Annotated in this window: 16 protein-coding genes and 3 pseudogenes; 7 read left to right on the forward strand and 12 right to left on the reverse strand. The window is 71.6% G+C overall.

The features are described 5' to 3' along the window. Positions 1 to 58 precede the first annotated feature (58 nt). Complete coding sequence (locus ABZZ04_RS29485) at positions 59 to 6,166, reverse strand: alpha/beta fold hydrolase (RefSeq protein ID WP_356935264.1); 6,108 nt, start codon at positions 6,164 to 6,166, stop codon at positions 59 to 61. A 396-nt stretch (positions 6,167 to 6,562) separates the two neighbouring features. Between ABZZ04_RS29485 and ABZZ04_RS29490 the strand changes: the two genes are divergently transcribed. Beyond that, positions 6,563 to 9,439 (forward strand): AAA family ATPase, encoded by a 2,877-nt coding sequence (locus ABZZ04_RS29490; protein ID WP_356935265.1) that lies wholly within the window; start codon positions 6,563 to 6,565, stop codon positions 9,437 to 9,439. A 225-nt stretch (positions 9,440 to 9,664) separates the two neighbouring features. Here the strand turns inward: ABZZ04_RS29490 and ABZZ04_RS29495 are convergent, their stop codons facing one another. Beyond that, positions 9,665 to 11,677 carry a S9 family peptidase gene (locus ABZZ04_RS29495; RefSeq protein ID WP_356935266.1) on the reverse strand — a complete coding sequence of 671 codons (2,013 nt, stop codon included), beginning with the start codon at positions 11,675 to 11,677 and terminating at the stop codon, positions 9,665 to 9,667. Positions 11,678 to 12,005: 328 nt separating this feature from the next. On the opposite strand from ABZZ04_RS29495, the pseudogene ABZZ04_RS29500 reads away from it, so the two are divergent. The 3 genes and pseudogenes from ABZZ04_RS29500 to ABZZ04_RS29510 all read left to right on the forward strand — a co-directional run. Beyond that, positions 12,006 to 12,171: pseudogene (locus ABZZ04_RS29500) on the forward strand (bifunctional 5,10-methylene-tetrahydrofolate dehydrogenase/5,10-methylene-tetrahydrofolate cyclohydrolase); the annotation flags it as partial. A gap of 320 nt (positions 12,172 to 12,491) precedes the next feature. Continuing rightward, positions 12,492 to 13,226, forward strand: coding sequence for a hypothetical protein (locus ABZZ04_RS29505; protein WP_356935267.1), 735 nt, complete (start codon positions 12,492 to 12,494; stop codon positions 13,224 to 13,226). Beyond that, positions 13,216 to 13,851, forward strand: a complete 636-nt coding sequence (locus ABZZ04_RS29510; RefSeq protein ID WP_356935268.1) for a Fic family protein — start codon at positions 13,216 to 13,218, stop codon at positions 13,849 to 13,851. Before ABZZ04_RS29505 ends, ABZZ04_RS29510 begins: the two co-directional genes overlap by 11 nt. Positions 13,852 to 13,865: 14 nt before the next feature. On the opposite strand, the gene ABZZ04_RS29515 is transcribed toward ABZZ04_RS29510, so the two are convergent. Continuing rightward, positions 13,866 to 14,117, reverse strand: coding sequence for a hypothetical protein (locus tag ABZZ04_RS29515; RefSeq protein WP_356935269.1), 252 nt, complete (start codon positions 14,115 to 14,117; stop codon positions 13,866 to 13,868). 155 nt (positions 14,118 to 14,272) lie between these two features. Between ABZZ04_RS29515 and ABZZ04_RS29520 the strand changes: the two genes are divergently transcribed. Continuing rightward, a complete protein-coding gene (locus ABZZ04_RS29520; protein ID WP_356935270.1) occupies positions 14,273 to 14,674 on the forward strand; it encodes a hypothetical protein in 402 nt (133 codons plus the stop codon). A 110-nt stretch (positions 14,675 to 14,784) separates the two neighbouring features. Here the strand turns inward: ABZZ04_RS29520 and ABZZ04_RS29525 are convergent. The 9 genes and pseudogenes from ABZZ04_RS29525 to ABZZ04_RS29565 all read right to left on the reverse strand — a co-directional run. After that, positions 14,785 to 14,979: pseudogene (locus tag ABZZ04_RS29525) on the reverse strand (IS5/IS1182 family transposase); the annotation flags it as partial. 305 nt (positions 14,980 to 15,284) lie between these two features. Then, a complete protein-coding gene (locus ABZZ04_RS29530; RefSeq protein WP_356935300.1) occupies positions 15,285 to 15,758 on the reverse strand; it encodes a nuclear transport factor 2 family protein in 474 nt (157 codons plus the stop codon). 254 nt (positions 15,759 to 16,012) lie between these two features. Then, positions 16,013 to 16,513: pseudogene (locus ABZZ04_RS29535) on the reverse strand (transposase); the annotation flags it as partial. Positions 16,514 to 16,565: 52 nt separating this feature from the next. Further along, positions 16,566 to 16,952 (reverse strand): YrdB family protein, encoded by a 387-nt coding sequence (locus tag ABZZ04_RS29540; RefSeq protein ID WP_356935271.1) that lies wholly within the window; start codon positions 16,950 to 16,952, stop codon positions 16,566 to 16,568. Then, on the reverse strand, positions 16,949 to 17,182 hold the full coding sequence (locus tag ABZZ04_RS29545) for a hypothetical protein (protein WP_356935272.1): 234 nt from the start codon (positions 17,180 to 17,182) through the stop codon (positions 16,949 to 16,951). Before ABZZ04_RS29545 ends, ABZZ04_RS29540 begins: the two co-directional genes overlap by 4 nt. 3 nt (positions 17,183 to 17,185) lie before the next feature. Next, positions 17,186 to 17,818, reverse strand: a complete 633-nt coding sequence (locus ABZZ04_RS29550) for a TetR/AcrR family transcriptional regulator (protein WP_356935273.1) — start codon at positions 17,816 to 17,818, stop codon at positions 17,186 to 17,188. Between the two features lie 557 nt (positions 17,819 to 18,375). Further along, a complete protein-coding gene (locus ABZZ04_RS29555; RefSeq protein WP_356935274.1) occupies positions 18,376 to 18,960 on the reverse strand; it encodes a short chain dehydrogenase in 585 nt (194 codons plus the stop codon). 650 nt (positions 18,961 to 19,610) lie between these two features. After that, positions 19,611 to 21,197: an alpha/beta hydrolase gene (locus ABZZ04_RS29560; protein ID WP_356935275.1), complete on the reverse strand. Its 1,587-nt coding sequence runs from the start codon at positions 21,195 to 21,197 to the stop codon at positions 19,611 to 19,613. Positions 21,198 to 21,705: 508 nt separating this feature from the next. After that, a complete protein-coding gene (locus ABZZ04_RS29565) occupies positions 21,706 to 22,599 on the reverse strand; it encodes an alpha/beta hydrolase (RefSeq protein ID WP_356935276.1) in 894 nt (297 codons plus the stop codon). Between the two features lie 277 nt (positions 22,600 to 22,876). On the opposite strand from ABZZ04_RS29565, the gene ABZZ04_RS29570 reads away from it, so the two are divergent. Together ABZZ04_RS29570 and ABZZ04_RS29575 are read left to right on the forward strand one after the other, a co-directional pair. Then, positions 22,877 to 23,377, forward strand: coding sequence for a hypothetical protein (locus tag ABZZ04_RS29570; protein ID WP_356935277.1), 501 nt, complete (start codon positions 22,877 to 22,879; stop codon positions 23,375 to 23,377). A 250-nt stretch (positions 23,378 to 23,627) separates the two neighbouring features. Continuing rightward, the gene (locus ABZZ04_RS29575; protein ID WP_356935278.1) at positions 23,628 to 24,773 is read left to right on the forward strand and encodes a serine hydrolase domain-containing protein; all 1,146 of its coding nucleotides are present in this window, start codon (positions 23,628 to 23,630) and stop codon (positions 24,771 to 24,773) included. The last annotated feature ends 161 nt before the right edge of the window (positions 24,774 to 24,934 follow it).

Here is a 24,934-nt window from a genome sequence, read left to right on the forward strand (position 1 = left end):
GACGGCCCGCCCGTGACGGTGCGTCACCGGGCCGCGGTCGGCCGCCCGGTGACCGCGGTCAGGTCCGCGCTGCCGCCAGCGCGCGGCGTATTTCGGCGGCCAGCGCCGGGGCGTGCCGCCGCCCCAGTACGGTCCAGTGGTCGCCCGGGACGGGACGGACGACCGCCCCCGCCCCGTACAGCGCGGCGAGTCGCCTGGTCAGCCGGTCCCGCCCGGCCGTGTCGGTGCCCGCCTTGAGCAGGAGCAGCCCGCCGTCCACCGGCCGGGGGCGGTGTCGCAGCATCGCGGTGATGCTCGCGTTGTGCACCCGTACGTAGTCGGTGCCCTCTCCCGTGGCCAGTCCGGCGACCACGCCGATGCGGGCCACCTCGCCGAATCGCCCGACCCGGTCGGTGCGGGCGGCCGGGGGCCGCCGGTTCCCGGCGAGCAGCCGCGAGCGGCCCTGCTGGAACACCGCCCCCAGCTGGAGGCCGATGCTCGGCAGCAGCCAGGACGGCAGGGCCCCGACCGGCAGGCCGCCGGTCGGCGGCAGGAAGCCGTCGATGCCGAGCAGCAGTTCCACCCGCTCCCCGGCCGCCTCCAGCAGCCGGGTCATCTCGTGGGCGACCATCGCCCCGTACGACCAGCCGCCCAGCAGGTACGGGCCCCGGGGCTGGATCCGGCGGATGACGGCGATGTGGTGCGCGGCGAGGGCGCTGAGCCGGGTCGGTGGTTTACTGCCGTCGTGGAGGCCCGGCGACTCGATGCCGTACACCGGCCGGGTGTCGTCGAGGTGGTCGGCGAGTTGCTGGTAGCACAGGCTGCTCCCCGAGGCGGGCGGGACGAGGAACAGCGGGGTGCCCGGACCGCCCTCTCTGAGGAGGGAGAGGTGGTCGGGGAGCGCGGCCCGGGTGGTCGTCCGCGGTGTCCGTCCGGCGTCGGGGCCGGGGGCTGCCTGCCGTACCGCGGCGACCAGGGCGGCGAAGGTGAGTTCCCTCGGCAGGGAGGCGGCGGGGACCCGGTGCCCGGTCCTGCTCCGTACGAGTCCGGTGAGTTGGACGAGCATCAGGGAGTCCCCGCCGAGCAGGTGGAAGTCGTCCCGGTCGGCTGCCGCCGGGACACCCAGTACTTCGCACCACAGGTCCGCGAGCACCGCGGCGAGGGCGTCCCGCGACGGCGCCGGTGACGGGCCGTCGGCCGGTGCGTCCGGGCCCGGACCGGCTGCCGCGCCGGTCCCTGCCGCACCGCTCGGGTCGGGTTGCCGGTCGTGCGGTCCGGGGAGCCCGGCCGCGCCGCGCTCCGGAGCGCGGGGGGTACTCGGCGGCGGGGCGGTGAGCCGGTGGGTGCCCGGGGTCGGCCGGTCCGCGAGCAGCGCCACCAGGGCGGCCGGGTCGGCCGCGCCGGCGGAGGGAACTTCCAGGTGTCCCCACTCGGGGGCCTGCGGGTCCGGGTCGAGCAGGCGGCGGGCGTGCTGGGTCCGCCAGTCGTCGGGGTCGTCGGTGACGACCCAGGCGGGGCCCGCCGCGGGGAGTGCGGCACGCAGTTCCCGCCAGCGCTCGACGGCCTGCGGGGTGTGCGCGAGGGCGGGCAGGTACAGCAGCCCGTCCGGGGCGTCGGTCCCCGGGGTGTCGTCCCACGCGCTTCGCAGCCGCCGCACCGGTGCGGTGCCGTCGTCCGCGGCACGTGCGGCGAGGACGACGAGGTGGTCGCTGTCCAGGCTCGCGGGCACCGGCCGCACGTCGGTGTATCCGGCCCCGTCGAGGGCGCGCAGCCAGGCCTTGGCGTCGAGATGGATGGAGTCGGTCCGCAACTCGTCGTCGAAGTCCCACCAGCCCGGGGCCAGTCCCCACAGCACGTGGGACCAGCGGGGGATCTCGGTGACCTCCACCAGACCGAGCCGGCCACCCGGCCGCAGCAGTCCCGCCAGGTGGCGGAGGGCGAGCGGCACGGAGGGGGTGGCGTGCACGACGTTGTAGCCGAGGACCAGGTCGTAGCTGCCGGGCACCAGTCCCTGGGGGGCGGGGTCCTGGCCGATGTCGTAGGTGGAGAACCGCATGTCGGGCAGGCCGAGTTCGGTGGCGCGGGCCTGTGCGCGGCGCACGATCAGCGGGCTGATGTCGGTGAAGTGGTATTCGACCCCGTCGCGGCCGGGCCAGTCGGTGAGCAGCGGCCAGGTCAGCCGTCCGGAGCCCGCTCCGATCTCCAGGACGCGCAGGGGCCGGGTGTCGTCCCGGTCCCGCCGGGCGGTGGCGTCGCGCACGACGGTGCGCAGGGCGTCGAGGGCGGCGGCGTTGTCGTCGAGGGGAACCGCGTTGTCCTTGAGACAGGTGTGGAGGAACGTGTCGTCCGCGTCCGGGTAGAGGACCGAGACGGGGGTGCGTCCGCCGGTGAGGACGGCGGGGTAGGCGTCGGTGACGTGGTCCAGCATGCGCTTCAGGCCGGGGAGTCGGGCGAGTGCGTCGCCTTCGCGCAGCGCGTCCGCGATGCCTTCGGCCATGCCGTCCTCGGCGTACCAGTCCGCTCCTTCGCGGCGCAGCCACCCTTCCTCCACGAGCATGCGCAGGCAGAAGCCGACGAGTTCCGGGAGCCGGTCATGGGGGTCGAGGCGGCGGCGCAGTTCCGCGTCGCCCGTCCGCTGCCCGGCGCCGAGGTCGCAGAGCGAGAGGATCCGGCGGCCCACGAGCCCGGCGCAGTAGGAGTCCAGGGCACGGCTGAGCCGGGGCTGCCGGGTCAGGGGCGGTTCGGCGGTGTTCCAGGGAGCGGCGGCCACCGCATCGGCGACGGGGCCGGAGCGGTCGGGGGCCGGGGTGAGGTCGGCGTAGCCGCGCAGCGGCAGCCCGTGGCCGGCCAGGTCGGCGGCGAGCCGGGCGCCGTCGGGCCTGCCGTCGGAGATCAACGTCCAGTGGACGGGCGGGTGCGCGCGGGGGGTCCGGGGAAGGGCCGCGTCGGGCGCCGTCGGGGGACGTTCGGCGCGTGCCCACCAGCTCCGGCCCCGCCAGGCGTATCCGGTGGCCCGGCCGTCCGGGGCCGGAAGGCGGGCGGGGCCGGGAGCGTCGTCCCGGGCGGGGTCGGGGCCGAGGTCGAGCAGCGCCACGGGTATCCCCGATCGGCTCCGGTGCTCGGTCCAGGCGAGGAGTGCGGTGGCGTGTGCGGCGGTCCGCGGCGACGGCTCGTGGTCGGCGGGCATCCCGCCCAGGGCGTGCCCGGCCAGCAGGAGCGGGGCGCCGAGCCGCCGGGAGGCGGCGGCCAGCGCGTCCAGTACGGCGGCGGTGTCCGGGTCCGCGGGGTCGGCGTCGACGGGCAGCGCGGCGAGGAGGAGCGGGGCCCGGGTCCCCTGCGGTGCGGGGTCCGTCGTCGCCGGGTCGAGTGCGTCGGCCCGCCACGGGAGGCGCAGGACCTCGGCCGGGGCGTCGCCGGGGACGCCGTTCAGGGCCTTCTCGGCGAGGGCCGTCAGGCCGGGCGGGGCGTCGCCGACCAGCAGTACCCGGTCGTGCGCGCCGGGACGGGCCGCGGGTGTCTGGGTCCATGCGGCGGTGGTCAGCGGTGCTCCCCCGGTCGGCGGCATCGGCGCGGGCGTCGCGGCGGGGCGGGGGGCTCGGACCGGGTCGGCGACGGGGGTGGGTGCGAAGGGGTGGGGTGGCAACGAGCAGCGTGCGGCGGGCTCGGCGTCCCGCAGCGTCGGCCAGGGCACGTCCACGCCCTCTTCCCACAGCCGGGCCACGCCGCCGAGCAGGGCGGTGGCCTCCCGGTCGGGGTGCCGGCCGAGCAGCGGGACGGCGACGGCGTCCACCGCCTGGCGTACGGCCTCGCGGGTGAGGGAGTCGCCCGGTCCCAGCTCGATCAGCAGCCGGGCCCCGGCTCCGGCCAGGGTCCGCATGCCGTCTTCCAGCCTGACGGTTCCCAGGAGTTGTTCCGCCCAGTACTCGGGGTCGGCGGCCCGGTCCGTCTCGGCCCATGTCCCGGTCGGATTCGCTATCCAGGGCACCCGTGGCGCCCGGGCGGGCACGGTGGCCAGCGCACGGCGCAGGGCGTCGGCCGCGTCGGCCATCAGTGGGGAGTGGAAGGCGTGCTCGGTGTCCAGGAGGCGGGCAGCGGTGCCGCGTCGGCCCTGTTCCAGGGCGATTTCCTCGATGCGGGCGGCGGGTCCGGACAGGACGACATGGCCGGTTCCCGCGACGGCGAGTGCGACGCCGTCGCCCAGCAGGGGGGCGGCTTCGGCGGGAGCCACGCGCAGGGCGAGCATGCGGCCGGGACCGGCCTCGTGCATCGCGGTGCCGCGCGCCCACACCAGTTCCAGGGCGTCCTCCGGGCTCCAGACGCCGGCGACGGTGGCGGCCACGTACTCGCCGATGCTGTGGCCGAGCATCGCGGACGGGGTGACGCCCCAGGACTCCAGTTGCCCCGCCAGCGCGTGGCCGTGGGCGAACAGGGCGAGCTGCTGGTGGCGGGTGTCGGAGAACCAGGAGGGGTCGGTGGCGGGGTCGAGGGCCCGTGCCAGGTCGATGCCGAAGCGCGTCCGGCAGTGGGCGCGGCATTCCTCGAAGATCTCCCGGAAGACCGGCAGCAGGGCGTGGGCGGCCCTGCCCTGCCCCGCGCGCAGCGTGCCCTGCCCGGGGAAGAGGAAGGCGACCTCGGGAGGCGACCCGGCCCGGGTGGTCCGGTCGGTGGCGCGCAGTTGGTCCGCCGCCCGCGGGCCGCTGTCGGCGACCACGGTGAGGCGGTGCGCGAACTGCCGGCGCTCCGTCAGGGTGTGTGCCACGTCGCGGAGTCGGGGCGGGTCGTCGTCGGTCAGCCGGTCGGCGAGGCGCTCGCGCAGGATGTGCAGGGCCTCGGGGGTCGCCGCCGACAGGCACAGGGCGTGGGGGGTCGCGGTGGTCTCGTGCCCGGTGGGCGGGAGCGGTGGGGCCTGTTCCAGGACCAGGTGGGCGTTGGTGCCGCCGATCCCGAAGGAGCTGACTCCGGCCAGTCGGGGGCCCTCGGATTCCCATGCCCGGTGTTCGGTACTGATGCGGAAGGGCGAACTCTCCAGCTCCAGGGCCGGGTTGGCCCGGTTGAAGTGCGGGGTGGGGACGAAGGCGCGGTGCTGGAGCATCAGCGCCGCCTTGATCAGTCCGGCGATGCCGGCGACTGCGCCGGTGTGACCGATGTTGGCCTTGACCGTGCCGACGAGGCAGGGACCGGAGCGGGTGCCGGGTCCGGCGCCCTCGCGGAACGCGGCGGTGAGTGCGGCGAGTTCGACGGGGTCGCCGACCGGGGTTCCGGTGCCGTGCGCCTCGACGTATCCGATCTCCTCGGCCCCGACGCCGGCCTGGGCGAGCGCCATCAGGATGACGTCGCGCTGTCCGGTCACCGACGGTGCGGTGTAACCGATCTTGTCCCCGCCGTCGTTGTTGACGGCCGATCCCCGGATGACGGCGATGATCCGGTCGCCTTCGTCGAGCGCGTCGGTGAGCCGTTTGAGTACGACCGCGGCGACACCCGCGCTGCTGACCGTGCCGGCCGCCGCCTCGTCGAACGCGCGGCACAGCCCGTCCGGGGACAGGATGCCGCCTTCCGTGTGGAGGTATCCGCCCGCCTCCGGCAGTCGAAGCGACGCGCCGCCCGAGAGGGCCACGTCGCACTCGTGGCCGAGCAGCGCCCGACATGCCTGGTGCACGGCGACGAGTCCGGTGGAGCAGGCGGTCTGCACGGTGACGGCAGGTCCGCGCAGACCGAGTTTGTAGGCGACCCGGGTGGCCAGGAAGTCCTTCTCCCGGCCGATGATCCGCTGGGTGGCGAGGGCGGGGTCGGCGGCGTCGGCGACCGGCGGCAACGTGGTTTCGCATCCGGCGTAGACACCGGCCCATCCGCCGACGCGCCCCGGGTCGATTCCCGCGTCGTCGAACGCCTGCGCCGCGCACTCCAGGAAGACCCGGTGCTGGGGGTCGATGCCGGCGGCCTCGGCGGCGCTGTATCCGAAGAAGGCCCGGTCGAACCGGTCGCCCCCGTCGATCACCCCGCGGGCGGGAACGAAGTCGGGGTGCGCGGCGGTTCGGGGGTCCACCCCCGCTTCCCGTAACTCGTCCGGGCCGAACCGGCTGATGTTGTCGGCTCCGGTACGGAGGTTGCGCCAGAACTCCGCGACATCGCGGGCGCCGGGCAGGCGGCAGCTCATACCCACCAGGGCAATGGCGTTCTCGTGGTGCATCAGCTGTGCATCTCCCAGTGCGGATCGGTGAGCGGGACGACGGCACGGGCCCGGCCCGCCCGACCGTGCGGGCGCCGGGCCGGCCGGCACGGACAAACAGGTGACGCGGGAAGCGGCGGAGCGGCCGGGGACGGCCTTTGAGCGGTTCCGATTTCTACGTTGCGCCACCCGTCGGCCGCCGGGCCATCGTGGTCGACCACGAGATCGGGAGCGGATTCGGGGGTTACCCGGTGTGTAGTGAGGCAGGTCACAGACCTGCCGGGGCGGGTGGCGTTTCCTCTTGATCTTCCTTGCGCAGGACATCGAATGATCCTCATCGCGTCGGGCCTCGCACCACGACCGGGGGATCGGACAGCGGTCCGGCAACGTCGCCTTGAGCGCTCAGGGAGGATCAGGATGATCTCTATCGCACCGCCCGTCGGTACCGGTGGGCACGTGCCGGGACTGTTGGACCGTGACGGATCCCTGTCCCGGACGACGGGACTGCTGGACCGTGACGGGTCCCTGTCCCGGATGACGGTCCTGGCGGACCGGGCGCGAGCGGGCGCGGGAGGAGTGCTGGTGATCCGTGGCGGCGCCGGCACCGGCCGCACGGCACTGGCCGGGGCGTTCGCCCACCACGAGACGCTGCGCGGGACCACCGTCCTCGGCGCGCGGTGTTCCGCCGAGGAGGCCGACGCCTCCTTCGGGGGCGTTCTCCAGCTGTTCGAGGGCGATCTCCTCGGGCTGCGGGACGCACCGTCGACGGCCGGGGGCGAACGCTGGGGCGGTTCCCTGCACGGCGACGACCTGCCGTCCCTGCTGTGGAGGCTGCTCCGGGCCAAGGCGTCCGCGGGGCCGGTGCTGCTCGTCGTGGACGACGTCCATCTGGCCGACGCGCACTCGCTGCGCTGGCTCGCCCAGGTCGCACGGCGTCTGGACCGGCTTCCCGTGCTGCTCGCGGTGACGGAACGAAGCGGTTACGACCTCGTCCGGCCGGCCCCCGGCTTCGCGCAGGTCGTCGGAGAGCCGCGGGCCCATCGGTGCACCCTCGAACCGCTCGGCCGGGCGGCCGTTCTGTCCCTGGTGCGCACTGCTCTGGGAGAGGGGGCGCCGCTCCCGCTGGCGGCGGACTGCCACCGCGCCAGCGGCGGCAACCCGATGCTGCTGCACGCGCTCCTCTGCGACCTGCGCGCCCTTTCCTCCGACGGCGCGGACACGTCCCGGCTGCCGGAGCGCTGCGCGGAACTCCACCCGGGCATGTTCGCCGACGCGGTGGCCCGGTGGCTGCGCGGTTGCGGTCCGCAGGCCGCCTCGGCGATCCGTGCCTTCGCCGAGATCCAGGACGAGGACGACGCCCTCGCGCTCCTGCCGCAGGTGACCGGCTGCGACCCGGCACGGGTCACCGGGTGGGCCGCCGGCCTCGTACGCCAGGGACTGTTCCACGACGGCCCCGTTGCCGGCCGGCCGGTCTTCGCCCACCCCCTGCTGCGTCAGGCGGTGGTGGATTCCTCGCATGCGCACCAGCGTGCCGAAGTGCACCGGCGCACCGCCGAGTTGCTCCACCACCGCGGTGATCCGGAGGCGGCCGTGGCACGCCGTCTGCTGCTGGTGCCCGCCGTCGGGGCCCCTTGGGCCGCCGAGGCGCTGACCGGCGCGGCGGCCGAGGCGGTCCGCGACGACCGAACCGACGACGCCGTGGCCGCCCTGCGGCGGGCTCTGCTGGAACCCCTGTCCACCTGGCGCCGGGGCCAAGTCCTCACCGAACTCGGCTGTCTGGAGTTCCGCACCGAGCGGGCTTCCGGAACACGGCACCTCGCCGAAGCCCTGCGGCTCCAGCAGAACGACGGCGCGAAGCTGCGGGCCGCCACCATCCTCGGCATGGCCCTGGTCGCCGGTGGCGCCGTGCACACCGCGCTCGAAGTACTGGGCGAACTCTCCGAGGCGCTCACATATTCGACGGACCTCTCACACGCCGTACAGGCGGCGACCGCCATGATCTCCTCCCACGACGGGGCGAGCTGGCTCCAGGTCGTGGCCCGGCTCAAGCACCTCGCGGAGCACACGCCCGGCGAGCTGGCCCCGACCGCGGCGGCGCTGCTCACCGAGTACGAGGCGACCGCGGGGCAGTTGTCGGCGCGCGACGTCATGGGGCGCGTCCGGGCGTTGACCGCCACACCCACCGATCCGCACCTCGAACCGTACCTCCTGGCGTCCGCCGCCACGTTGGCCCAGTGGGCGGACCAACTGGACGAGGCCGACCGGCTGGTGGCCCGCGGGCTCGCCATTCACCGGTCGCCGCTGCTGCACCCCGGCCACCAGAGCCTGCTGAGCGTACGGGCGGAGAGCAGGGTGATGCGCGGCCAGTACGATGCCCTGCTCGGGGACGATTCGTTGTACCGGGCCCCCACGGAGGCGCGGGCGGACCTCGGACCGGGCAACGTCCACCTGCGGGCCCAGGCCGTGATCGCGCTGACCGAGACCGGACGGCTGGCCGAGGCCGAACGGCTCTGTGCCGCGGTCGCCTCCGGCGGGGAGCACGACTGCTGGGAGTGGAGCGAGTTCCTGTACGCGCGGGGGCTGCTCCGCCTGGCGGCCCGGAACCCCGGCGACGCCCTGGCGGATCTTCTGGAGTGCGGCCGGCGGCAGTCCGCCCGGGATTCGGAGAGCCCCGTCGTGACGCCCTGGCGGTCCGCCGCCGCCGACTGCCACGTGGCCCTGGGATCGGCCGAGCACGCGGTACCGCTCGCCGAACAGGAATTACGCCTGGCCGAGGTCTGGGGCACCCCGCGCACCAGGGGCCGGGCCCTGCGGGCCCTCGCCGCTTCCGTCGGCGGCAGACGCGGCCTGGAACTGGCCGGGCAGGCGGTCGACATCTTGCGGGACGCGCCGGAACCGATGCCCGAACTCATCACGGCGCTCGTCTCGTTCGGCCTGGCGCTCCACGACTCCGGCCAGTACCGGCAAGCACGCGAGACCCTGCGCGAGGCGGCACAACAGGCCGAGCGACTGGGCGCCGCACGGGCCCAGCTGACGGTGGCACGGGCCCTGCGCCGGTGCGGTGCCCGGGCACCGCGGGCGCCGCACACGGGAGCGAGCGCGCTCACCTCCTGCGAGAGGCGCATCGCGCAGCTGGCCGCCGCGGGCTACAGCAACAAGGAGGCCGCGAAGCTGCTGCACCTGGCCGTGCGGACGGTGGAGACCCACCTCACGCACTGCTACCGCAAGCTCGGCATCCGCCGCCGCGGCGATCTGGCCGCCGCCCTGGGAACCGCACCCCAATTCGGCGCCTGACCACGGCCGGGGTTCCCGGACGGAGCGACGGGGCGGGCGACCGGCACCGCCCCGTCGCGGGACGCCCGCCGGTCCGATGCGCCCCGCGCCACGAGGGACACGGGCGACGCGGACGGGGAAGGGCGTCACCACGGCCCGTCGGCACGGCCCGCCCGCGTCGGCGACGGCCGCCGCGCCGCGCCTGACCGCCAAGACCTGAACCGAACTGATTCCGGGAGGGAGCAGTCAGAGCATCGCGGGCCGTTGCCACTCCTGTCCGAGAACGTGGTGATCGAGGAAGTTCAGCACTGTCTCGTACATGATCCGGATGTGGTTCGGCACTGCGATGGTGTGGCCCTCCGTCGGGAAGTGCAGGAATCCGACCGGCACGCCGAGCCGCTGCAGATCGCTGTGCAGGCTCAGCGCCTGGCCCATCGGCACGTGGTAGTCCTTGCCGCCGTGCACGATCAGCATCGGCGTCTTCATCCTCGCCGCGTCGAAGTGCGGCGAGTTGGTTTCGTACCGCTCCGGCTGTGTCCGCAGGTCGCCGAAGATCTTGTGGATGTAGGCGCGCATGTTCGTGTCGGTCTGAAACGCCTCCAGGTTCCACATTCCGGCGACCGAGACGGCCGCCTTGAAGCGGTCGGTGAGGGTGACGGCCCGGTTGGCGAGGTAGCCGCCGTAGGACCAGCCCGCGATGGCCGTCCGGGCGGCGTCGAGGTCGTCACGCAGCAGTGCGGCATCCGTCAGCGCGATGACGTCATGGTAGGGCCGACCACCGTACTGGCCCCGGCCGCGTTCCTGCATCCGCTGCCCATAACCGGTGGACAGGGCCGGGTCCGGCAGCAGCACCGCGTAGCCACGGGCAGCGAACGGCCAGGGGTTCCACGACCACGTCCAGGCGCTCCAGGATGCCTGTGGCCCACCGTGCGGAACGACGAGCAGGGGTGCTGGACGCTCGGCCGAGGCGCCTTCGGGCAGGACGAGCCAGCCGCGCAGGGAAAAGCCGTCATCCGCCGGGGTGCTCACCTCGGTCAAGGCACCGGGAAGCCACTGGAGGTCACCGGGGGCGCTGAGGAGGACCGGTCGCTGATCGGGCGTGACGGCATCCAGGCGGACCACCCGGGGCGGGCTGTCGATCGCGCTGCGCAGTGCGTAAAGGGCGGTCCCGTCGGGTGTCACGCAGAGCGAGGTGTGGGCGCCGGAGGCGGTCAGGCGTGTGATCGTGCCGTTCGCGTCGCGGCGGAAGACCGGGCAGTGCCCCCGCTCGTCTCCGGTGAACCACATCGTCGAGTCCCCGGGGACCGGTGAGAGGACTGCCCGTCCCGGCCACGGCCAGTTGTCGAACTCCGGTAACAGATCCGTCTCTTCGCCGGAGTCCAGGTCGAACCCGACGAGTGTGACGCGCCATTCGGTGTCGTAGGTCTCCTCGCGCTGGCGCTGGCAGACCAGTGTCGAGCTGTCGGCCGTGAACGCAAGGCGGTAGTACTGATGGCCGGGGCGGGAGAAGGTGTGACGATGCGTACCGGTCGTCGTGTCGGCGACGACCACGGTATTGGTGTCCGGGGCACGACCGGTCCCGGCTCGTGTGTAGGCCACCAGGGACCCGTCCGGGGAGAGCGCGGCATCGGCGGTACCCTCCAGGCCCTGGCTCCCGGCGATCACCGCGTGCCCGTCGGAGCGCAGGACGAACGTGTGCGGTTCGTCAGGTCCAAGAGCCGCACTCCAGACAGATGCCGCGGTCTCCTCGTACAAGGCTGCGGTGACCATGGCACGCTCACGTTCACGGCGAGCCGCGGTGTACGTCTCGATGTCCGCGGCGTCGGGCAGCAGATCAGCGGTGTAAGCGACCGTATCGGCATTCGCTGCGGAGACGAAGGCATGTATTCCGCCCGGATGACGGGCAATCTGCCTGGCCTCACCGCACTCGGGCAGCGCCCACAACGACACACCCCGGCTGTCGGACTCTTCGCCGGCGGGGTCTGTGTTCTCACGACCGGAGAGGAACAGCAGTGTCCCGTCGGCTGCGAACGCGGGAGCGAAGTCGCCCTCCGCGGAGCCGGCCACGAGGCGGTGCTCCCTCCTGCCGGAGGGATCGATCTCCCAGAGCCTCGTAACGTGCTCGGTTCCCTCCTCGTTGCTCGAGTACACCAACGCGATCAAGCGTGTTCCATCGGGCGCCAGAGCCAAGGTGGTCAGGCGCGACTGTGTCGCCAACAGGTCATGGAGCGCAAGAGCGCCATCCGGTTCATAGAGCATGGCGGTCATCCTGCCCGACGCACTCGATCCACGGCAGCGACTGCTGACGAGCCGGGGGAATACCTCCTGGCAGAAGCAGCCGTCCCGGACCGCCCGGCCAGGCAGTACGTGCCTCATTCCAGACAGGCCCGTTCTCGGACACACGCCCTGGCGGGCCTCACCGGGAACCACGATCGTTCTCACCGCTGGTCGCTGTACCGATGCCCCAACCGCCGGTTCGTGCACTGCGGGGGTGGAAGACCATGCGGCCACCAGGGTCCATGCACCTCCGGCGCCCGCCTTGCGGCGGTACGTCGGCTCGTATGTCGGTTTCGATCTTCGTGGGTTCCCGGCGGGGATGCTCCTTCTCGCGAAGGATGCAACGGTGACGTACTGCCACTCGCGCACAGCGGACCTGCCGGCGATCGTCCGGGAAGCGGACGTCGTGGTGGCGGCCGTGGGACGGCCCCCGGCTGATCCGGGGCGGGGACATCAAGCCCGGTGCAGTGGTGATCGCCGCCCGCAGGGGCGGTGGGCCGCCACGGAGACGGGTCCGCAGATCTGTCATCCGGCCGCGGCAGGTTCTCTGTCCTCCGGCATCGGAGTCGGACCGTTTGCCATCGGAGTCGGACCGGTCAGGCGGTAGTGTGCCGCGACGCGTTGGGCGTCACCTGGTGTCGGCATACTCCTCGAAGTGCTCAGCCGCGTACAGATGAACGTACCCGGCCGAGTGCCGCATCGCACGAAGCAAACGGCTCGGCAGCGTCGCACTGTATGCCCTGGCAGTAGATCCGCAGCGCCAGAAACTCGCGTGACGAAGCCACGAGCCTTTGGCATGATCGCTCAGTCGTCCTGCCCTGCCCGGTTCTGGAGGAACACCACGGCCATCAACTACGAACTCGCTCCGGCCCGGCTGCCGTGGTCTGCCGTCGATCCCGACCTCATCGCCTTCGCCTGGAACGAAGCGGAGGCATCTGAGATCACCACGGTGATCGCCTCGATGGTGCCCCCTGACGGTGCCGGGTGGGAAGAGAAGCATCGCTTCACCACCGAGGTCACAGTGCTCCTGGCAGCCCGGTACGGCCGGTGGGCCTGCGGATGGCACTGGGCGGTCGGTGAGGGCGGTGGTGGTGGCGTCGTCACCAGCTGGTGCTGCGCCTCCCATTCCGTGGGCGGGCCCGCAGCAACGGCCGCCAACGTGGTCGCATCGCTGCTGGAGTGGCGCGACTGGCTGGAGGAGTTGGCGGAACGGTTTGAGCAGTTGGCTCCGCCCATTGGCGCGGATGCCGAGGATCGCAGCTGGCACCTGGAACGGGCGGCTACCCGGCTCGTGACTGTGGTCGTGGACCGCACGGGTGCCGAGTGCGGCTGGTACGGGCTCTGCCACACAGTGCTGACATGGTTCCTTTCTTCCACCGACATGGGACCGGAAGACGCGAAGGACGCGGTCGACACCGCGATCGGTGGACGGTTCAAGAGCTGGACCACGCCTTCGCACACCCTGATCGACGCCGTGGGAGAGAAGATCGCTGTGGATCTGACCGGAGTGCGGCCCTACCGTGACCGCTGACGCCTTGGCTGCATGGGTCCAGGTCAGAAACCAGATCGACTGGACTTCCGCGGCCGGCCAGATGCCGGACCCGGTCGAGCCCATCGTGGACGGCCTGACCACCTGGTGCGCCGAGGGGCGCCGCTCCTCGGATCTTGCACGAGGACATCGATTGCTCGCGGCGCTGGCTCAGTCGCGCGCAGACGCTTCCTGTAGGCGCCCCCTCACCTGCGCGCTTCTGGCCGAATGGCAGCAGTTGGTCCTTGGAATGCCTGAGGTTCAGTTCCGACAAGGCGACGCCTTCGCCAAGGACGGCCGGGAACGCTACGCACTGACGCCACACACTCAGCGCGACTTCGAACACTGTCTGCGCGAAAGTGCCGACCCGCAAGTCCCCCTGGCCTCCCGCGCGGCCAGGGTCTATCTGGACGTGGCCTTCTTTCATCCCTTCCCGGATGGCAACGCCCGCCTCGCCATGCTCACCCTCGCCTACGTCCTGGAGCTGGAGGGAATCCGGCTGGACCAGGTCGGCCCCCTGCAGACCACGCGCTATGCGGACGACGCCGCCGGTGCGGCAGACCTGGCTGCCCTGGTCTTCGTCCTCATCCGCTCGACTCATCAACGGGCCACCAATTTCCGTCACTGAGGGAACGCCTTCCTTCAGGTTCGGTGGATCAGTCCGATCGAGAGGTGAGCACGCACACCCGTACTCGGCTGAGTACGTTCATACGGGTACGCCGACACCACCATCCTGAACTGCTCGATCCCCTCGCCGATGGTCCCCAGGCGATGAAAGGTCTCCAGCACGGTCTGACGGGCGCCTGACTCGATGCCCGGCTGCGCGATGCGCTCGACGAGTCCGCGCTCGCGCAGCCGGGCCGGGCGTTCGGCGGAGAAGTACGTCTTGTCCACTCGGAGTTTGACGGGGCGGCACCGCCGCGGTTCCCGACCGGCTTTGTATCCGAGAGGGCGGTTCGAGAGCGTTCGGCAGCGGCTGTTGTGAAGGGTGCACTTCAGTCGTCACTCATACGGTGCCGTCCGGTGGACCAGCACTCCATAATCGCCCCATGAACTGGTTCGAACAGGCCCTGGCGGCGGAACGGGGACAGGACTGGGACGTGGCGATCACGCTGGTGAGCGCCCGCGCCGAGTGCCATTCCGACGATCCCGACATGCACGACAACCATCTGTGGCACATGGATCTGCTTGCCCGAGCGGACCGGATTCCGGAACTCACGGAACGCGCTCTCGCGGATATCCACGCGCGTCGGAGACTCAACAGGTTGCTCGGCGAGCGGGGTATGGAGGCGGCACTGCGTATGCGCGCCGAAGACGGTGATCGTGGCGCCCTGTACGTCCTTGTCCGGCTGTTGTGCAAGACGAGCCGGGTGCAGGAGGCCCAGCAAGCACTTCAAGACATTGGCCCGGAGGACCAGTACGCACGCCAGATCGTGGCCGGGTATCTCTGATCGCAGGTTTCCGGTCACGGCTTCCCGGTGAGGTTGCCGGTGTCGGCCTCGGCGAGGAGACCGAGTTCGACCAGGCGTTTCGGTTTGGCGCGGGTACCTTCGATGTGGGCACGGGAGGCGGGGGAAGCCGGGCGGTGCTCGTAGTCGCGGACCAGGCGCCGGTGCAGTACCAGGATCCCGTAGGTCTGCTCGGCCCTCCACCGCTTCGGCTGCGGCACGAACCTCTTGTGTTGCGGGTTGCGTCGGACGATCTCCACGTCGATGCCGAGGCCGGCTCCATGTGTGACGACCTGGGCCCTGATGCCCACCAGGCCGACGAAGGGCGCCGACTGCGGGACCGGACCCCACACGGGAGGGGCCGCCCGACAACTGCCGGGACTCAGAGCCGACATGGCCGGTCGAGGGTGGCCGGAGGTCATCGCCGCAGGCGGCGCCGAAGGCGCCCTTGATGGGACAGGCCGGTTCTCATCATGACCAGGCGGGCGGCCCCGCAGAACGCACACGCCCGCGTCGCTCCCTGTGTTGCGGCAGCCCTGACGGCTGCCGCAACACAACTCCTTTCCGAGTCCCCGGCCATGGCGCTCCCCCGGTGCCTCATGCCAGAGCGGGTTCAGTCCTCGGCTTCCGCTTCAAGCCGCTCGGTCGGTCCGGCAAAGGCCAGATACAAGGACCGGGAACCGAGGAGCCAACGGCCTTCGACCTTGAGGAACGTGTCCTCGTAGTGGCCGACCTGCGTCGGGGCACGCGGGGGCACGAAACCGCTGGCGTATCCGTCGACACGGTACGTCGTGAAGTACGTGGTCGCGGTGGCCGTCGACTCCGATGTGACGGTGACCAGGATGTTCGTGCATATCCTGCGCGAGAGCCGGTCCGCGGGCCGACCGGCGAAGTACGACCGAAGTGCATCACGGCCCTCAATCCGGCGGTCGCCTTCCGTCCACTCCCAAAACCCGGTGTCCGTGAAGAGATCGGCCACGTCGCCCGGGTCACCGAGGTCGAGCTTGTGGACAAACTCGACGATGAGGCGTTCGCACGCTCGCTCGGCAAGCAGACGGTCCATGGGATTCAGCGCTTCAGCAACCATCCCCATGTCGTATCAGGATGCCCAAGGGCACCGCGACAGCTTTCTTTTCGCCGTACAAATCCGCGAGCTCCTTCGTCCTGTCCCGTGGCTACGATCAACTACTGATCCGCGCCGGCCAGTGGCATCGACCCTCATCGAGATCGATCATGAAGAACAGCGGGAGCGACTCCCGGACTCGCCTCGAAACGACATCCCCGGAGAATGACACAGCCGTTTGACGGCCACCGGGACACCGGTAGTTCGCTGACACCCACTCACATTTGGACCGTTTCCCATGTGGTGCGGCGGGCGAGTCGTCTGTAGCAGCAGAAGGCTGCGGCGAGCCCGAGGAAGGCCGGGCAGTTGTGGGAGTGGCGTTCGTAGCGGTGGTCGAGTCTGCAATGGCCGGCGAGCCGGGACATGGTGCGTTCAATGACCCATCTGCGCCGCCCAGTCGTTCGCCGGACTCAATGCCTTGCGGGCGATGCGGACGCCAATGTGTTTGCCCATAGCCATTTCCGCAGGTGAGGGACGCCGTAAGCTTTGTCCGCATGCAGGCGTCGGAGCTTGAAGCAGCGCCTGCGGTGAGGGTCGTGTCCCGTTTGACGGCCCTCGATCATGGGTTTCAGCACGAGGCTGTCGTGGGTGTCCGCCGCGGAGAGGCCCACGAGGAGGGGCGGTCCGTTCGCATCCGACAGGACGCGCATCCCGGAACCCGGCCTGCCTCTGTCCACGGGGCTCGGACCTGCGAGTTCGCCCCTCCTTGGTTGGTTGTGCGGGTGTTGGTGCGTTTTGAGTGGGTCCCATGGCGGCTGCTCGGGCGGTGTTTCAGTGGCTGAGCAACCAGCCGATCCGGTCGTAGGCCAGGATCTGGTAGGCGACCATGATCACCAGGAGCCGGCGGGCGGCGCGACGCAGGCCGGCGAAGTGCAGTGCGGCCACCGCACCGAAGAAAACGGCGAGTTCGAGCAGCAGGCGCAGCGGCCCCGGGGTGTCGACGGAGCCGGGATCGCCCCGGGACGGGTCGTCGGGCACGGTGAAGGTGCCCCAGGCCCAGCCCACGGCGACCGGCAGCGCAATGGCGAGGAGCCAGCGCCAGGGTGCCGGAGTCCGGCGCCAGGCCCAGATGCCGAAGCAGGCCAGGGAGGCCAGTTCGAGGAGGAAGCGGACGGCGAGCACGGCGTTGTTGTTGGCGAGGGCCAGCGTGATGGTCATCGGACGGCCCCTGTGCGGGCCGTCCCGGCTATGGAGGGATTCCGCCGGGGGTGGGCGTCGGAGTCGGTCCGCGTGGCCCGGACCTGCCGGGGCGCGGTCTCGATCGCTGCGGATGCGGTCAACCGGACCGGGTGGGTGCGGGTGGCGTCGGGCATCGTGCAGGCGCCGAGCCCGGTCGGCGCCGACAGGATGCGGCTGGGGCGGGCGGAGGCGGAGGAGGTGGCAGACATGGTTCAGGTCCTCTCTGAACGAGGGGTGGTGCCGGTCCGTGCCAGTGCCTGGTCGACGAGTTCCTCGACGTAGTCGGCCCCGATCGGTGCCCCGGTGATCAGCAGTCGGTAGTAGAGCGCTCCGGCCAGTTGATCGAAGAGGACTTCGGACGAGGTGTCGTCGGGCAGCGCGCCGCGTTCGCGGGCGCGGTCGAGCAGGGCGAGCGGCAGGGCGTTGCGCCGGGCGAACATGCCGCGTACGGCGTCGCCCACGTCCGGGTGCCGGGCGGCGGCCGCCACCAGTTCGGCGACGACCCCGGCCGATCGGTCCGTCCGTCCCGTGTCCCGGCCGGGGTGGCGCATGCGGTCGAGGCCGGTTGCGACGGCGGTGAGGTAGACGCTGAGGTCGTGCCGGATGTCGCCGGTGTCGGGGACACTCACTTCGTCCTGGATCTTGGCAACGAGCGCGACGAGCAGGTGGTCCTTGGTGGGCCATCTGCGGTAGAGCGTGGTCTTGGCCACGGCGGCGCGGGTGGCCACTTCGTCGATGGCGAACTTGTCGTATCCCCGCTCGACCAGTAGTTCGTGGGCGGCCCGCAGGATCCGTTCGTCGGCTTCCTCGCTACGGGGGCGGCCTCTGCGTGCGGGGGGTGTCACGGGGTTGCTCCCTCTCGTCGGAGGCGTGGACCGGCGTTCCGCTCGTTTCGCTACGGCTGTTTCGTAATTGAGAATAGAGAGGCCCGACTCTTTACGCAACTGTCGTATCGTAAATAGTTGCGGTCGGCGGACGCGTCGGGCCGGGGCGGATTGAGGTGCGATGGCCGGCCGGGTCCTCTGCACATCCACGGGGGTGGTCCGGGCCGCTTCCGGGAGCGGTCCCGTGGTGCGCGCCGGTGCCAGGTGGTTGAGCACGAGGTCGTGCAGATCCCGGCTGCGCGGGACCCCGCCTCGTACCGGACGGTGAGCAGGCCGGCGACCGGGCCGTACGACCGGGCGGGCTGGTGATCAACGGCACGGGCTGCTCGTGTCGGCCGCTGCGGGAACGCAGTGCCCCGTGCAGGGCGAGAAGGTCGTGGTCCTCGTTCCGGCGGCCGAGCGCGACGTGCACGGACGCGGTGACCGCAAGGCCGCCGATGCGATCGACGGGGTGCCCGTGCACGGTCACAAAGACGGCCCGCCGCCCATGCGGGCGGCGGGCCATCCCCATCGGGCAGTTACGGACGTATGGTCCGGCCCTGCGCGGTGCCTTCCACGGCCTCCACGTACGCACGGGCCACCTCGGAGACGGGAGTGCCGTCGGCCGAGTCCATGCCCATGCTTTCCAGGGTCTCCTTGATCCACCCGGGGCTGATGAGGTTGATCCTTAGATTCCTCGGCAGCTCACCAGCCGCGTTGCGAACGAAACCCTCCAGGCCAGTGTTGATGAGGGCCCCCAGCGACCCACCGGTCAGCGGAGCGGGGAAGGTGCCCCCGGTCAGGGTGACGGAGCCGCCGTCCCGCAGATGACGCACCGCACGCCGGGCCAGGGCGACCTGTCCCAAGAGCTTGCCCTGCATTCCGGCAGCGATCTCGTCATCTGCCGCCGACACCAGGTCCACCAGTGGGCCGCTGGCGGCACAGCACACCACCGCGTCAAGGTCCGGCAGCTCGTCGAAGAGCGCGTCCAGAGAGGAAGGATCTTCCAGATCCGCCTTCACCGGGCCTCTGCGCGAAGCCTTCACGACGTGATGAGAAGCCTCTAACGCGCAGGCGACGGCAGTACCGACCATCCCGGTCGCCCCGATCACAAGTACTTTCATGCCACCATGATCTCAGTGGTGGCACGCCGACAAGCTGCCGCCCGGTCCGGCGGACCGGGTGTCCGGCCCTCCGCATGAGAATCGGTACCCGGCGAGGTCTCCGACGCCGACGAGCGAGGTCGCGACTGCCATGGGACGGGAGTGCCGTCCGGGTCTGCCAGAACGTCGAACTCCGGTCGCCGGAACGCGAGTCGGCCCGCCACGAGAAGGGTGAGGGAGCGCGGCGTGGAGGAGGCCGACAGCGACGCGCTCGAGGAGGCGAAGAACGCGCACCGCGACCGGTACTCCGAAGCACAGACGAAGTTGGCACAGTCCCAGGTCAGCCGGCCCATCACCGGGCCGAAAGACACCATGGCCGTTCTCATCCGATCTGCGACACCCCGGTTCGCATCTCCGGTTCGCATCTCCACCACAATTGCCCCCGGCGTTGGCTGCGGATCCGGGCCGACAGGAGAACAGTCCACCTGCGGGGGTGGCGGGGGAGCAGTCCGCCCGTGGGGCGGCGGGACGAGGGGCTGCTCGGATCCGTATGGGCGGGGAGGTGACCGGCGGCCCCGCCTCGATTCGTCGTGCCGGGGTCGGGGAAACGGGCGCTCGGCCCGGACGTCCCCCCGACGTCCGGGCCGAGCGCCCGTGGTGTGGCTGCCGGGTTACTTGGCGCAGGTGCGGTCGCGGGCGGGCAGGCGGCCGGTGGCGAGGTAGGAGTTGACGGTGGAGTCGATGCAGGCGTTGCCGTGGACTCCGTAGTTGACGTGCTGGTTGGCGCCTTCGAGGGTGAGGAGGCGGGAGCTGGGCAGGCGGTCGTGCAGGGCGACGCTGTTGGTGTAGGGGACGCGGGGGTCACCGGTGGAGGCGACGATCAGGGCCCGGGTGTCGTGGCGGACCCGGACGGGTGCCTCGCGCGGGCGGTCCCAGAAGGCGCACGGGGTGATGCTCTCGGTCAGCGGGGCGAACAACGGGTGGGCGGCGCGGCCCCGTTCGATGTCGCGCCAGTACGTCTCGGGGTCGCGCGGGGCGGCGACGTCGCCGCACAGGATCGCGGTCTGGGCGCTGGCGACGGAGGAACCGGCGGGAGTGAACACACTGCGCAGCAGGCCGGTGAAGGCGGGCGGCAGGGTGGTGGGGTGGCCTTCGGCGGCCCGGGCGAGCAGGGACATGTGCTCGGCGAGGGAGGCACGTGCCGGGTCGGTGTCGTCGGCGAGTTCGGTGAAGAGCAGGGCGGGGACCTGGCTGTTGTCGAGGCGGAAGACGTCGGGGGCGGTGCCGAGGGTGAGCGGTTCGCGGGCGGAGGCGGCGATGACGGCGTCGAGGGTGGCGCGTACCTGTTCGCGGGTGCGGCCCAGGCCGTAGGTGTCGTGGCGCGCGGCCGTCCAGTCGGCCCAGTCGTCGTACGCCTTCTCGTTCTCGGCGTCGGCGCCCTTCAGGAGGCGGGGGTTGTAGCGGTCGGGGTCCAGGGCGCTGTCGAGGACCACCCGGTCGTGGCGGTCGGGGAACATCTGGGTGTAGGCGGTGCCCAGGTACGTGCCGTAGGAGAAGCCCAGGTAGGAGATCTTCCGTTCGCCGAGGACGCTGCGGACGACGTCGATGTCGCGGGCGGTGTTGCGTGTCGTGATGTGCGGCAGGAGCGGGCCGTTGGTGGCCCGGCACCGCTCCGCGACGTTTCTGGCGCGGGCCGTCTGGCGGTCGAAGCCGGCCCGGTCGGGGCCGGCCGAGAGCAGGCCGGGACCGGAGGACAGGCCGCAGTCCAGGGGGGTGCTGCGGCCGGTGAAGCGCGGGTCCATGCCGATCAGGTCGTAGCGGGCGCCGGTCTCCTTCATCACGGGGCGCACGGCGAGCCCCGTGCCGAGGCCCGGACCGCCCGGGCCTCCGGGGTTGATCAGGAGGGAGCCGATCCGGTGACGGGTGTCGGTGGCCTTCATGCGGGATATGGCGACGGTGATGGTCCGGCCGTGGGGCCTGCCGTAGTCGAGCGGCACGGTCACGTCCGCGCAGCGTGCGCCCGCGGCGTCCAGGGCGCGGCCCGTCTCGTCGTCCGCACCCTGGGTGCAGCGGTGCCAGTGGGGGCGCTGCTGGTAGTAGCGGCCGAGCCCGGCCGCGGCAGGGGCCGCGTCGACGGCCGTCGGCGTCGCGGCGGCAGCGGCGGTGGTGGGTGGGGTGGCCAGGCCGGTGGTGAGGCCGGCGGCGAGGACGAGTCCTACGGCCGAGGCGCGCCGTACGGCGGTGCCGGGGGTGATCATGGTGCTTCTCTCCTGACAGTGACGAACACGGCCGGTCCGGAGAACGTCCGGGCCGGTCAGGTCGAGCCTTCCAGCGCGCCCCACCCACGCGCATCGCCGTGCGACACGAACCCCCTGTACGTCAGACGCAGCAGGACGGGCCGCCGCCGTGCACCCTGCGTACTACCTCCGCCACCGGCCACCGCGGCCGGGGACTGTTCGGGGTTGGGATCTTCGCGGGGCTGCGTGGTGCGTTCCGACGCGACGGATACGGATGCCGAGCGGGCGTCGGCCCATGAGCGGCCGGGCGACCCGGCGAGCAGACGTGGATCTCCGACGGGCTGGTCGTCCGATGCATCCGGACTCCGTCCTCCCGGAGGACGGCCCGGTCGCCCTGTACGTGGTGGGCTCGCCGGGAGCCGGGAAGACCCGCACGGCGCGCGGGCTTCGCCGTGCGCTGCGCCGGTGCAGGCCCGCCCGGGCCCGAGGGGGACCCGCTGTGTGCGGACGGCAGGCCGTGGAAGGTGGTTCAGGGGCGCGAGGAGGGGGTTTCAGGGGCGTGGTGCTGCAAGGTGACCTCGGGGTGGGTTTTGCCGGGGTGGTCGAGGAGCGGTTCGTGCTTGCCGTGCAACTGCTGGTCGAAGAAGGCACCGACATAGTCGCGGGTGATTTCCGCCGCGCGCTTGCCGGGCAGCCCTTCGGGGTCGTCCGCGCCCAGTTGTCCGGCCAGAGGCGCCAGGTCGGTGAAGGACATGTGCTCGGCCCCGGTGAGCATGGCCCATCGTTTCCAGCCCTCGAGCTGCTTCCAGGCGGTGTCCCAGGTCGTGTCGTCGCCGGGGCTGTGGTCGGCCTCGGTGCCCAGCATCATGAAGGGGCGCCCGGACAGGCCGGAGCTCTTTCCGGAGTTGATGAAGGGGCCGTCCATGTTGACTCCGGCTCGCACACGGGAGTCCTTTTCCATCGTGGCGGCGGTGCCGGCACCGCCCAGGGAGTGTCCGGCCATACCTACCTTGTTCCTGTCCACCATCCCGGCGCGCTTCCAGGGCGAGGTGCCCGACAGGAGTTGGTCCAGGGTGAAGGTGATGTCCTCGGCCCGGCCCTCGGCGGCGGGCTGGAAGGTGGTGGGGCCGACCTTTCCGCATGCCGCGCACGGCAGGATGCCCTTGCCGGGGAAGGAGACTCCGGCCGCCTCGTAGGCGTGGTCCACGACGGCGACGACATTGCCGCGGCTGGTGAGGTCCTCGGCCAGCCCGGTGAGCGTGGCGCCCGGGGTCTTGAAACCGGGCGAGAGGACGACCAGGGGGAACTTCCCCGTCGCGGGCCTGGCGCCGGTGCGGGTGTGGGTCTTCGTACCGGCGAGTGTCTTTGCGGGCACGTCCAGTTCCATTTGCTTCAGGAAGGCCTGGGCGCCCTTGGTGCTCATGTACGGGGGCCGTCCTGCCGGTCGCCCTGTGTGCCGGGTAGTACATCGAAACCATCAGCTCCCGGTGGCCCGCCTCGGACACCCACGGGTCACTGCGGGTCTTGTCGACGAGATGGAGTGAGTCGCGGCCCACGGTGTAGGGGCTCGTCGGTTCTTCCAGCGCGAGTCCGTGCGCCCGGCTCTTCGCCGGGCCGGCGGGCGACGGCGCGGCCGGGCGCCCCGTACCTTGCCTCTCGCGGGTCCGTCGGAGCCCGGGTACGGGCCGAGGAATCGGCCAATGCCCGCAGCGAAGGGCATGTCCTTGACATCTTCACCGGGCGAGGTTGCACTTCTGTCCATGCTGAGACACAGGACCGTCGTTCTTTTGCTTCCGCTCGCACTCCTGGCCGCGTGTTCGGGGGGAAAGGCCTCGACGGAGAACGCGGCCTGTACCGAGGGCGACGCACGTGCCGACCTCAAGGGGATGGGTTCCGGCAGCGGCGGCGACGGCGCCCCCACGATGAACGTCGAGTTCCAGATCGAGAACAGCACGAACGCAACGTGCGACTACGACTTCAAGTTCGTCTATACGGGGCTCGACGGTGAACAGCAGACCCTGACCGCCGACATGGGCAGCCGAGGGGCCGACACCTGGAAGGCGGTCGCTCCGGGAGAGCGGCGAACGCACGACATCCCGGATGCCCCGGCCAAGTCGCCCGAGGAGGACTGGGAAGACGCCTCGGGCAACATCTCCTCCGAGCATCTGGTGTCGTTCGAGCGGAAACCGCACACGGGCTGAGGGCCGGCGCCCTGGACACTGCTGTTCCTCGTCGTCGGGCCGTGGGCGAAGGACGCCCGCGCGGCAACGGTCCGTACGGTCCCCGAACGGCGCTGCGCGGGCCTCACCGACCCGCGTCGGGGCGCTCTCGCACCTGACCGACCCCGCGAACGGCTGAAAACGGCTCAACCGTCACGGCCGGGCTCAACCCGCCGCTCACCTCTCCCGGTCCCCTTCCGTGACCGCAGTTCACGATCACGGGAGCCCGCACATGTCAGCCGCACGTACCGCCCGTACCCTCCTCGCCGCCGGACTCGTCGCCGGGATCACCGCCGCCGCGCTCGCCGCGCCCGCCGTCGCCGCGCCGCCGGCCGAGCCGTCCCACGCCGCCACCGGGCAGGCCCTGGACGCGGCCGTCGCCGAGGGAGTGCCCGGGGCCGTCGCGCAGGCCCGTGACGGAAGGGGCCGCTGGGCCGACACCGCGGGGAAGCGGAAGAGGGTCGATCGGTTCCGGGTCGCATCCGTCACCAAGACCTTCACCGCCACCGTCCTGCTCCAGCTCCAGGCCGAGGGGCGGCTCGACCTCGACGACCCGGTCGAGAAGTGGCTGCCCTCCGTGGTGCGCGGGCACGGGCACGACGGGCGGAAGATCACCGTCCGTCGGCTCCTCAACCACACCAGTGGCATCTACAACTACGCCAAGGACCCCGCCTTCCGGGAGAAGGTCTTCGGTCCCGGCTTCCTGCAGCACCGTTACGACACCTGGACCCCGAAGCAGCTCGTCGCCATCTCGATGACGCACGAACCCGACTTCGCCCCCGGGGCGGGCTGGAACTACTCCAACACCAATTTCGTGCTGGCCGGGATGATCGTCGAGAAGGTGACCGGACGTCCCTACGGCAAGGCGATCGAGAACCGGATTATCGAGCCGCTCAAGCTGCACGCCACTTCCGTGCCCGGCACCGACCCCCGCATGCCCGAACCGAACTCCCGCGCCTACTCCAGGCTTTCCCCCGGGACCGACGGGCCCGTCCACGACGTCACCGAGTTCGATCCGAGCATCGCCGGCGCCTCCGGCGAGATGGTGTCCGACGCGAACGACCTGCAGACCTTCTACCGCGCGCTGCTCAGGGGCCGGCTGCTTCCGGAGGCCGAGATGAGGGAAATGACCGACACCGTCAGCATCTCTCCCGACCTGCCCGGTGTCGGTTACGGGCTCGGTCTCATGTGGCAGAGGCTGAGCTGCGGCAAGGAGGTCTGGGGGCACAACGGTGAGATCCACGGGTCCCTGTCCGAGGCCCGGGTCACCCGGGACGGGGAGCACTCCCTCGCCGCGAACTTCAACGCCGACTGGGCCGGTGGCACCCAGAAGGTGGTCGAGGCGGAGTTCTGCGGCACGGCCCCGGCGAAGCGGTAGCCGTCGGCGGGGCGGAACGACCGCGGGGGCGGCCGACCGGCCGCCGGGCCTCCTCCTCCGTGTCGCCGCGGACCGGCCAACTACCGGATCCCACCGACAGGTTGGAAGAGCTTCACTGACCGCGCGTGTGCCGTCGTCGGTGAAGCGGACCCGGATGGACG

Origin of the sequence: Streptomyces sp. NPDC006435 (assembly GCF_040612315.1) — a bacterium.
In the GTDB taxonomy this organism is placed as follows: domain Bacteria; phylum Actinomycetota; class Actinomycetes; order Streptomycetales; family Streptomycetaceae; genus Streptomyces.